Annotated in this window: 7 protein-coding genes and 1 pseudogene; 3 read left to right on the top strand and 5 right to left on the bottom strand. The window is 69.7% G+C overall.

Annotated features, from left to right (window positions below; genetic code table 11):
• Both AC16DP_RS38720 and AC16DP_RS38715 read left to right on the top strand, forming a co-directional pair.
• A pseudogene (locus AC16DP_RS38720) lies at positions 1 to 343 on the top strand (hypothetical protein); the annotation flags it as partial.
• Between the two features lie 99 nt (positions 344 to 442).
• Positions 443 to 1036, top strand: a complete 594-nt coding sequence (locus AC16DP_RS38715; RefSeq protein WP_329734367.1) for an immunity 52 family protein — start codon at positions 443 to 445, stop codon at positions 1034 to 1036.
• A 441-nt stretch (positions 1037 to 1477) separates the two neighbouring features.
• On the opposite strand, the gene AC16DP_RS38710 is transcribed toward AC16DP_RS38715, so the two are convergent.
• The 3 genes from AC16DP_RS38710 to AC16DP_RS38700 form a co-directional block, all read right to left on the bottom strand.
• Positions 1478 to 3046, bottom strand: a complete 1569-nt coding sequence (locus AC16DP_RS38710) for a mucoidy inhibitor MuiA family protein (RefSeq protein ID WP_329734311.1) — start codon at positions 3044 to 3046, stop codon at positions 1478 to 1480.
• A gap of 12 nt (positions 3047 to 3058) precedes the next feature.
• Positions 3059 to 5290 carry a mucoidy inhibitor MuiA family protein gene (locus AC16DP_RS38705; RefSeq protein WP_329734312.1) on the bottom strand — a complete coding sequence of 744 codons (2232 nt, stop codon included), beginning with the start codon at positions 5288 to 5290 and terminating at the stop codon, positions 3059 to 3061.
• Positions 5291 to 5368: 78 nt separating this feature from the next.
• Positions 5369 to 6718: a glycoside hydrolase family 1 protein gene (locus AC16DP_RS38700; protein WP_329734313.1), complete on the bottom strand. Its 1350-nt coding sequence runs from the start codon at positions 6716 to 6718 to the stop codon at positions 5369 to 5371.
• 313 nt (positions 6719 to 7031) lie between these two features.
• Between AC16DP_RS38700 and sthA the strand changes: the two genes are divergently transcribed.
• Positions 7032 to 8459, top strand: a complete 1428-nt coding sequence (sthA, locus tag AC16DP_RS38695) for a Si-specific NAD(P)(+) transhydrogenase (RefSeq protein WP_329734314.1) — start codon at positions 7032 to 7034, stop codon at positions 8457 to 8459.
• Here sthA and ahcY read toward each other — a convergent pair.
• Both ahcY and AC16DP_RS38685 read right to left on the bottom strand, forming a co-directional pair.
• Positions 8425 to 9732: an adenosylhomocysteinase gene (gene ahcY, locus AC16DP_RS38690; protein WP_329734315.1), complete on the bottom strand. Its 1308-nt coding sequence runs from the start codon at positions 9730 to 9732 to the stop codon at positions 8425 to 8427. The genes sthA and ahcY overlap by 35 nt on opposite strands.
• Before the next feature lie 93 nt (positions 9733 to 9825).
• A partial coding sequence (locus tag AC16DP_RS38685; RefSeq protein ID WP_483956955.1) for a methionine adenosyltransferase domain-containing protein occupies positions 9826 to 10132 on the bottom strand: 307 nt, incomplete at its 5' end.

Genomic DNA, 10132 nt, shown 5'->3' with positions numbered 1-10132 from the left:
GCTGCTGCACTCGGAGGTGCCCTCCGTCTTCAAGGCCACGCCCGAGTCGCTCACGGATGCCGACTTCTACTTCTGGAAGGAGGAATTCCCGAAGAGCCGCCTGCGCGAAGCCATCGACGAGCACGCGATGCCCGCCATTGGCGCGTACCTGGGCGAGGTGCTGGTGCACAACCTGGGCGGCAAATGGATTCCGCGCCAGAAGCTCGAGGAGGCCCAGGTCCTCGTGGGCAACCGCGTGTGGCTTCCCTTCGCCCGGGCCCGCAACTACATGCGGTCGCGACAGTCGCTGCTGGACTGCTCCCTCACCTGGCTCTACCGCGTGGCGGAGCGGCACCGGGACTGAAGGGCGAAACATGAGCCTGCCCCGGTTTTGTGGACACACCTCATAAGTCGGCTACACGGGAGGTAGTGTTCATGGGGCGAAGGAAGAGGCGGAGTTTCACTGCGGAGGAGAAGGCCGCCAGGGCCATCCAACGCCTCTTCAACGAATACGGAAGCGCCCCATCGAGGCCTCCGGCGAGGCCCTCGAGAAGCGGGGCCGGCGAGGCAGGGTCGGCAGTTCGAGGAGCTCGGCTACTCTGTCTGGGCGCGGAATGGCGAGCCCGACCCCTACGACTCGTGTGGCTTCAGCTTCTACTGCGGCGGTTATAGCGAAGGGCAATCCAACTGCTGTGTGGTCAATTTGCCAGCCCGGGGGCCGAATGCGGAGCGGGTGCTGAGCGAGCCCGTTCTCGCCGAGCTGGTACGGAGCATGGTACGGGCCTGGGAGCCCGAGTCCGCCCTCGCCACCTCAACCATGCACCGTGATGCGGTGAGACCGGATGACAACGCGGAGAACTTCGTGGGCTGGATCATGTATTTCCCGCACAGCCAGGGCAGGGTTCCGCCGTTATCCGCGCCCGTGCGCTTGGAGCCGGTGGAGGACAAGGGAACGCTCATCGTCCTCACGCCCGAGCGCCTCATCGCAGAAAGTCCCGAGCACGTCGAGCCTGGCAAGCGTGTTCACGAGCTACTGAACAGGGCCGGCCTCCTGTAGCCCGGAGCGCCCTGAAACCAGCGCCACCGACTTCGTGTTGCGGTGCGGCTCAACTCGGCGAACACAATGCGGGCGCCCTGCGGCTCAGAGCTTGCCGCGCACGAGCACGGAACGGTGTCCCACCAACCCGGTCACCTCGCGTCCACCCCTCTCCGGGCTCGAAGGTGAATGTCACTGTGGGTGGGCTTGACTGGTAGACGCCTACCAGCCATGTAGTTCCGCGTGTGTCAATGTACGCCTTGAGTGGTAGACGTCTACCAGTGCTCCGGTGGTAGACGAGGTGCTGAGCGCGAGGCCGGGCGGGCCCGTGGCCACCGCTCGAGGAGCGGGCAACCGCACTCAGGGCCAGCGCACCCAGTTCCACCGCCACCTGCCGCCACGCCTCGGCGCGGTAGCTCCAGGCGTCCCACACCCGAAGAGAAGTTCGACGGCATCCCGCCCCTACAGCCCCTGCATGTCGTAGCTGGAGGGCACATCCACGTGGAAGGTGAGGTCCACGGAGCGCTGCTCCGAGGGTGCGAGCGTCAGCTTCCAGGTGACGATGCCATCCATCGCCTCGACGGCGTGGCCGGGCGTCGTCTTCTTGGCGTCCAGCTCCACCGTCACGTCGTCGAGCTCGGAGACGGGGATGTGCTCGGCCACCTCCACCACCTCGGGGCGCTGGCGGTAGTTGGCCAGGTTGAAGCGGTAGGCGTAGTGGAAGCGGCGCCGGCCACCGAAGAGGCCCTCGTCGCGGGCGATCTCCTGCACCACCACGCGCTCCACGCGCAGCGACTCCTCGAGGCCGAAGGTGAGCTGGAAGGCACCGCCCTGGGGTACCTGCTCCAACTCCTGGCGGCCAATGAAACCGGAGTCCCGGAACATGTCCACGGGGCCCGGCAGCAACGGGAAGGGCGCGCCGTTGACGAGGCGGGCCACGCGGAACACCACCGGGTGCAGCTTGGGCACGGTGCGCCAGACGAAGGAGGACTTCAGCTTCGTGCGCGCCACGCGCAGCCGCACGGCCGTGCCCTCTCCGGGCACCTGGGCCAGCTCGGGCACCAGCAGCTGCACGGAGATGCCCTGCGAGGCCGCCTGCAGCGCGCCGTCCGTCTCGCCCGGCGTCTGCCCTCCGGCCTGGGCGTGCTGCTGCACCTCGTCGCGGCGGACCAGCACCTTCTTCTCGGCGCGGCGCTCCCAGGCCCTCAGCGTGAGGGGCTTCAGCTCCGGCGGCGTCGCGTTGTCGCGGGGCCGGGCGGTGGAGAGCGCCAGCCGCACCCCGCTCCAATCCTCGCCGGTGGACTGGCTCACGGTGGCGAAGGTGGAGAGCTCCACCTGATGGGCGGCCTCGTCGGCGCGCGCCTCGTACGAGGGCGTCCAGCCCGCGCCCCCCACCACGTACTGGAGCTCCACGCGGGCGCGGCCCTCGGCGGGACAGGCCAGCCGGACCTCCACCCGCCGCTCCATGCGCGCGGCCGAGGCGGAGAGGAATCCCTCCCGGCTGCGCAGCGAGTCCAACTCCCGCTGCACCTCGCGCATGCGGGCGGCCCGGGAGGACAGCTCGGAGGCGGCGCGCAACCGGGCATCCAGCGCGGTGTCGAAGGCCTGGGTCCACGCGCGGGCATCCGGCTTCGGCTCGGTGAGCTCGCGCGCCACCCGCTTCACCGTCACCTCGGTGAGGCTCTCACCGAGCTGCTGCAACGACTGGGCACGGGCGCGGGCGTCTCCCAGCTCCACCAGCTCGCGCTCCAGCGCCTCGCGCTTCTTGCGCAGGGCCTCCAGCTCCGGGCTGAACTCCGCCTGGCGCGTGCGCTCCTCGGCCACGAGACTCTCCACGGTGGCGTCCTCGGAGCGGGCGCGGAAGCTGGAGGGATCGGCGGCGGGCGGAACGGACTCGAAGACGGCGAGCGGGCGGCCGGTGCAGGCCACCGTCTCCACGCGCGTCACCAGGGCGCGGTCCGGGTAGACGACGACGGAGGACACCTTCGCGGGGGCGGCGAGCGCCAGCATCATCAAGGGCAGGCTGTACATGGTGGCTCCTCGCTACTGCGACTGCTCCAGGCGCCAGCCCTTCGGGTGGCGGACGGTGTACAGGAAGGACACCCCCTTCTTCTCCGAGGGTGGCACCGTCAGGCGCCACAAGAGCGTGCCCTTCGCCGGGTCCTGTTCGGCGGAGGGCTCGGTGCGCACCAGCTTCACCTCCACGTCCTCGCTGCGCGACAGCGGCCACTGGTCGTGGAGCTGCACCGGGAGGGGGAAGGGGTACGGGTTGGCCACCTCGAGGGTGACGAGGTACTCGGTGACGTCGTCCTTGCCGATGAGGCCCTTCTCGCTCGTGACGAGCTTCACGTTGCGCACCGGGCGCACCGCGGAGTCGATGCCCAGGGGCAGGGTGAAGGGCTCGCCCGGGGACACGAGGGTGAGCCGGGCCTGGCCGGCGGGGTCCGCGCCGACGAAGAGCTGCGCGTCTCCCCCGGGCATCACCTGGCGCGAGGGGCTGCGCAGCTCCGCCACGAGGAAGGCATTGGGGGTGAGCGCGGGGTACAGCTTGCGCTCCACCTGCACGGGCCACGTCTCGGTGAAGAGGGGCACGCGCCGCTCGCCCTTGCCGCTGAGCACCGTCTCGCGGCGCTGCGAGGGGAAGGCCAGCGCGTAGCCGCCCGCGAGCGAGGCGGGCAGACGTGGATCCACCACGGGCCGCCGCCAGCCCTCGGGCGGCGCGAGGCCCACGGGGACATCCACCTCCACCGCGCCAGGAGCGGACCCGGCGAGGCTCTCGAAGGACCGCGAGGCACCCGCCTTGGCCCCGGGCCGGTTCGTCGCGATGCGCCGGACGTAATCCTGATCGACGCTGACGCCGGCGCTGGTGGCACCCACGTCGACCGTGGGCGGCGCGGCGACGATCGCGAGCTCCTCGGAGAAGGTCTCGGGCAGCAGCTCCACGTTCACCCGGATGGTGCGAGCCTGCCGCAGCTGGATCTCCGAGCGATGGATCGGCTTGAACGACTCCTTGTCGAAGCGCAGGGAATAGAGGCCCGGCGGGAGCTGGGGGAGGCGGTACTGGCCCTGGGCATCCGTCACCACGATCTGCTCGCCCGGGAGGTTGGGCGAGGTGGCCGTGACGACCACGTCCGCCACGGGCCGCTTCGTGTCCGCGGTCACGACGGTGCCGACGATGGTGCTGGTTCCCGCCGAGGCCTGGGACCGCGAGCGCTCGTCCGCGAAGTTCTGCTGCGCCGGTGCGGAGGCCGGCCGCGCGGGCTCGGAGGAAGCATTGCCGATGAGCGAGAGGAGGCGGGCGCGCATCCGCAGGTCCTCGTTGGGCGGCGCGGGCGGCTTGGGAGGAGCGGGAGGCGGGGCGCGCCAGGAGTCGGGGACGGAAGCGGGCGTGGGAATGAAGCGCTCGCGCTGGCCGATCTTCCAGGTGGCGAGCTCCGGCGCGGTGGTGGCGGTGGCGGGCAGGGCGGTGCTGAGCGTGAGCGCCGCGTCCTCCCAGTCCTCGCCGGACTCCTGGCTGACGCGTCCGGAGAAGGCCACCTGCACGCGGTTGGACTCCGGCTCGAGCCTCAGCTCATAGGCGGGGTACCAGCGCGCGTTGCTGGTGACATAGGTGAGGGTGACGGTCGCGGAGCCCTGGCCCGACAGGGTGGGAGCGATCTCGAGGCCCCGGCGCCGGGGCTCACCGCCGAGCCGCCGTGCTTCCTGGACGTTGCGGGACAGCTCCCTGTCCAACGCCTCCTCCCGCTGGGACACGTCGCGCAGCTTCGCCTGGAGGCGGGCGGTGGTCTCCACCACGAAGTCGGTGGCGGCGCGCCAGCCGGAGGCATCGAGCCGCGAGGCACCCTGGGGTACGCCCCTGGCGTTGGGAGGAGGAGCGGAGGACAGCGCCTCGTCCGTGACGGAGGGCCGCACCTTGGCGAGCGCGGTGAGCTGGGCGGAGTAGGCCTCGCGCTCGGCGCGGACCTGGGCGAGCTGATCATCCAGCCGCTCCAGCTCGGTGACGAGCTTGCTGGCCAGGGTGGCGGGGAGGGCCTCGGACTCGACGGAGCGGATGTCCACCCGAGTCACCTCGGCGCCCTGGGCCTCCACGCGGATGGAGGCGGGGTCCACCGAGCCATACAACAGGGGCAACTCCACGCGCTGGGTGCCGGAGAGGGCCACCCGGGCCGTGCGCACCACCCGGGCCCGATCGCTGTAGACGGTGACCGAGGTGACGGGCGCATCCACCGCCGTGAGCCACAGCGAGCTCAGGACGGACAGTCCAATAACGGGCATTCACCCGTTGTAGCGCCCTCGCCTCGGTGCCGTCACCTGCGGACGGCCCGCCTCACGCGGAGTGCGGGTGCCCGCGGCTCAGAAGGCGGCGGAGGACGGGGCCACGGCCGCGATGGGCCGCGCGGACTGCGAGGTCTCGAGCACGCGCCCCGGCTCCACGAGCACGCCGCTCTGGGCGACGCGGCGGAAGTAGTGGCAGGCGGGAGTGGGCCGGCGCTCGAGCGTCTCGAAGTCCACCGAGTAGAGGCCGAAGCGGGGCCCCCAGCCCTCGAGCCACTCGAAGTTGTCCATGAGGGACCAGTAGAGGTAGCCGCGCACGTCGGCGCCCTGGCGGACGGCGCTGAGCATCTGGCTCCAGTGGTTGTAGAGGTACTGGGGCCGCCGGTCGCCCTGGCGATCGTCGATGCCGTTCTCGGTGACCCAGATGGGCTTGCCGTACTTGTGGTGCAGCTCGACGAGCAGCTGGGAGAAGCCCTCGGAGTAGTCCTCCCAGCCGATGTCGGTGAGGCCGCGGCCGTGGACGTCGCGGTACTGGAACTGGAGGAAGGGGGGCTTGGGGATGAAGCGCAGATGGGCACGCGTGTAGTAGTTGATGCCCATGAAGTCCACGCTGTCGCGGGCGCCGTCGATGCGCTGGCGCGTGGAGGCGAGGCCGGGCATCTGGATGCGCAGCTCGCCATCGGTGAGGGCGCGGTGGAAGGCGTGGTTGTAGTTGTCGAAGGCCAGCCGGGAGAGGGCGCGGTCCAGCGGGTGCCACCAGCGGTCCGGCCGGAAGGCGAGCATGTTCTGCGAGATGCCGATCTCACACCGGCCGCACTCGCGCAGAATCTCCTCGCGGGCGGCGACATGCGAGCGGGCGATGTTGCCGAGCGCGAGCATGGCCTGGGTGCCATCCGCGATGCCGGGAGGGATGACGCCCTGGAGGTAGCCGCCGAGCAGCAGCACCATGGGCTCATTGAAGGTGATGACGAGGGCGTCGAGGCCCTCGAGGATGCGCGCGCAGATGCGGGCGTAGCGGCGGAACTCGACGACGGAGGAGGGCTCGTGCCAGGGGGTTTCGCGGTGGAACCACTGGGGGTGGGTGAAGTGGTGGAGGGTGACGACGGGCCGGATGCCGGCGGCCTTCATGCGCAGCAGGCGCTGGCGGTACTGATCGACGGCGGACTCATCCACCTGGCCGCGGACGGGCTCGATGCGGGCCCATTCGAGGGAGATACGGAACGCCCCGCTGCCCACCTCCTTGGCGAGCTGGACGTCATGGTCGAAGAGGTTCCAGTGGTCCACGCCGCGGCCGCAGCGGTGGTTGGGGTCCTTGCACTTCCCCTGACGTTCCCACTCGGACCAGTCGTTCTCGATGTGCCCTTCGACCTGATAAGCGGCGGTGGCCACCCCGAAGGTGAAGCCGCGAGGAAATTCATTGGTGCCCATGAAACACAAGCTAGGGGCCCGACTGACGAGCGGGAAGTGATCGAGCCCGCTGCGTTGACTGGTGAGAAGGCGCGGACAGCGACAGCCCCAGGTCCGTAAAGCTATCCAACAATTCCAGAGCCTGAGAACCACGGAACCCGCCGCTCCCTTGCCCCACTGCGCCCATTTCCCCTCGCCCTCCGGGAGAGGGACGGGGTGAGGGTGCCCGTCCCCGTGCTCCCCCTGCCCGGCGTCCTCTGAAGAACAGTGGGAGGCGGCCCGTCCGCGTTCAGGGCCCTTCCGCGCCACTGGACGGCTCGCGTAGGGTCCGGCCATGGCGCATTTCGACCTCGTGGTGATCGGCTCCGGCCCCGCTGGTGAGAAGGGGGCGGTGCACGCGGCGCTGCATGGCAAGCGGGTGGCGGTGGTGGAGCGGGAGCCCGTGCCCGGCGGCACGGCGGCCAACACGGGCACCATTCCCTCCAAGACGCTGCGAGAGACGTCGCTGTACCTCTCGGGCTTCCGCCAGCGCGGCCTTTACGGGGTGGAGGCGCAACTGCCGCACGAGACCACCGTCTCGGACTTCCTCTACCGGGAGCGGCGGGTGAAGGGCGGTGAGCGCCAGCGGATTCTGGAGGACCTGAAGCGCCACGGGGTGGAGCTCGTGTACGGCCAGGGCAGGCTGGCGGACGCGCACACGGTGGTGGTGAGCCGCGACGGCCAGCCGGAGCGGCGGCTGACGGCGGACGTCATCCTGGTGGCCACGGGCTCCTCGCCCTTCCGCCCGCCGCTGTATCCGTTTGGCGATCCGCGCGTGCACGACTCGGACGAGCTGCTCGACATCCAGCGGTTGCCGCGCGCGCTGGCGGTGGTGGGCGCGGGCGTCATCGGCTCCGAGTACGCCTGCATGTTCGCCGCGCTGAAGATTCCCGTGACGCTGATAGACCCCAAGGCCGAGCTGCTGCCCTTCCTGGACGATGAAGTCTCCGCGCTGCTGAAGCAGCGGATGGAGGCGCTCGGGGTGAAGATGCGGCTGGGGCACACGGTGGAGGCGGTGGAGGTGCCGCCGGACCCGAAGGCGCCCATCCGGCTGACGCTGAAGGACGGCGAGCAACTGGAGGTGGACCAGGTGTTGGTGGCCTCGGGGCGCTCGGCGAACACGGCGGGGCTGGGGCTGGAGGCAGTGGGCGTGAAGCTGGGCGCGCGAGGCCAGGTGGAGGTGGGGCCCGAGTACCAGACGGCGGTGCCCGGCATCTACGCGGTGGGAGACGTCATCGGCTTCCCGGCGCTGGCGTCCACGTCCATGGAGCAGGCGCGCATCGCGGTGATGCACGCGTTCGGGCTGGAAGACCTCAACAACAACAAGCTGTCGCCGGTGCTGCCCTACGGCATCTACACCATCCCCGAGGTGTCCATGGCGGGCGAGACGGAGGAGGCACTCCGGGCCAAGGACATCTCCTACGTGGTGGGCCGGGCCGCCTTCTCCACCAACGCGCGCGGGCAGATCATTGGCGAGCACCACGGACTGCTGAAGCTGCTCTTCCGCAAGGAGGACCTGCGGCTGCTGGGCGTGCACGTGCTGGGCGAGCAGGCCTCGGAGCTGGTGCACGTGGGGCTGCTGGCGCTGATGACGGGCGCCAGCGCCCGGCTCTTCGTGGAGACGTGCTTCAACTACCCCACGCTCTCCGAGGCCTACAAGACGGCCACCTACGACGCGCTGGAGAAGGTCAGGTCCCTTCCTGCCAGGAGCCCAGGTATTTGATCTGCTCGGGGGTGAGCTTGTCGATCTTCACCCCCATGGCCTTGAGCTTCAGCCGGGCGATCTCCTGGTCCAGGTGCTCCGGCACCGCGTAGACCTTCTTCTCCAGCTTGCGGTGGTTCTTCACCATGTACTCGCTGGCGAGCGCCTGGTTGGCGAAGGACATGTCCATCACGCTGGAGGGGTGGCCCTCGGCGGAGGCGAGGTTGATGAGGCGGCCCTCGCCCAGGACGATGATGCGCTTGCCATTCTCGAGGGTGAACTCCTCCACGAACTCGCGGAGGGACGTGCGCCCCTTGGCCATGCGGTGCAGCGTCTTCAGGTCGATCTCCACGTTGAAGTGGCCCGAGTTGGAGACGATGGCGCCGTCCTTCATCTTCTCGAAGTGCTCCTGGCGGATGACGTCGATGTTGCCCGTCACCGTGCAGAAGAAGTCGCCGATGCGGCACGCCTCGCTCATGGGCATGACGCGGAAGCCATCCATCACCGCCTCGAGCGCGGTGGTGGGATCCACCTCGGTGACGACCACGTCGGCGCCCATGCCGCGGGCGCGCATCGCGAGGCCACGGCCGCACCAGCCATAGCCGGCCACCACGAAGACGCTGCCGGCCAGCAGCCGGTTGGTGGCGCGGATGATGCCGTCGATGGTGGACTGGCCCGTGCCGTAGCGGTTGTCGAAGAGGTGCTTCGTCTTCGCGTCGTTGACGGCGATGATCGGGTACTTCAGCACGCCCTCCTTCGCCATGGCGCGCAGGCGCACCACGCCCGTGGTGGTCTCCTCGGTGCCGCCGATGACGTGCTCCAGCAGCTCCGTGCGCTCGTTGTGCAGCACGCCCACCACGTCCGCCCCGTCATCCATGGTGAGCTGGGGCCGCGTGTTCAGCGCCTCGTGGATGTGGCGGTAGTAGGTGTCGTTGTCCTCGCCCTTGATGGCGAAGACGGAGATGGCGTGGTCCACCACCAGCGAGGCCGCCACGTCGTCCTGGGTGGACAGCGGGTTGGAGGCGCACAGGGCCACGTCCGCGCCGCCCTCCTTCAGGGCGAGCACCAGGTTGGCCGTCTCCGCCGTCACGTGCAGACACGCCGCCAGCCGCACGCCCTTCAGCGGCTTCTGCCTCGCGAAGCGCTCGCGGATCTGGTTCAGCACCGGCATGGTGCGGCCAGCCCACTCGATGCGGCCGCGGCCCTTCTCCGCCTGGAGCGGATCCTGGATGTCCGCGTGCACCGGGGCCTGGTTGACCTTCGTCCGCTTCTTGAGGCTCACGACCTTCGCCATGGGAGTCCTTCCGGGGGTGGAGAAAATGAAAACGCGCGTGAGCCTTACCGGGGCTCACGCGCGTTTCAACCACTTGAGACGTTCAGCGTCGAATCAGACGGCCTTCAGCCGGGAGGTGCCGGCCGGGCCCGCCACGGCCTCGCGCAGCGCGTCCTTCTTGTCGGTGCGCTCCCAGGTGAACTCCTTCTCGGTGCGGCCGAAGTGACCGTACGCGGCCGTCTTCTGGTAGATGGGCCGCTGCAGATCCAGGTACTCGGTGATCTCCCGCGGCTTGAGACCGAACGTGCGCTTGATGGCGTTCTGGATCTTCTCCTCGGGCACGGTGGCCGTACCGAAGGTCTCCACCAGCACGCTGACGGGGTCAGCCACGCCGATGGCGTAGGAGACCTGCACCTCGCAG

It is taken from the genome of Archangium sp., assembly GCF_057119385.1.
This window is presented reverse-complemented; position numbering and strand designations above follow the sequence as displayed.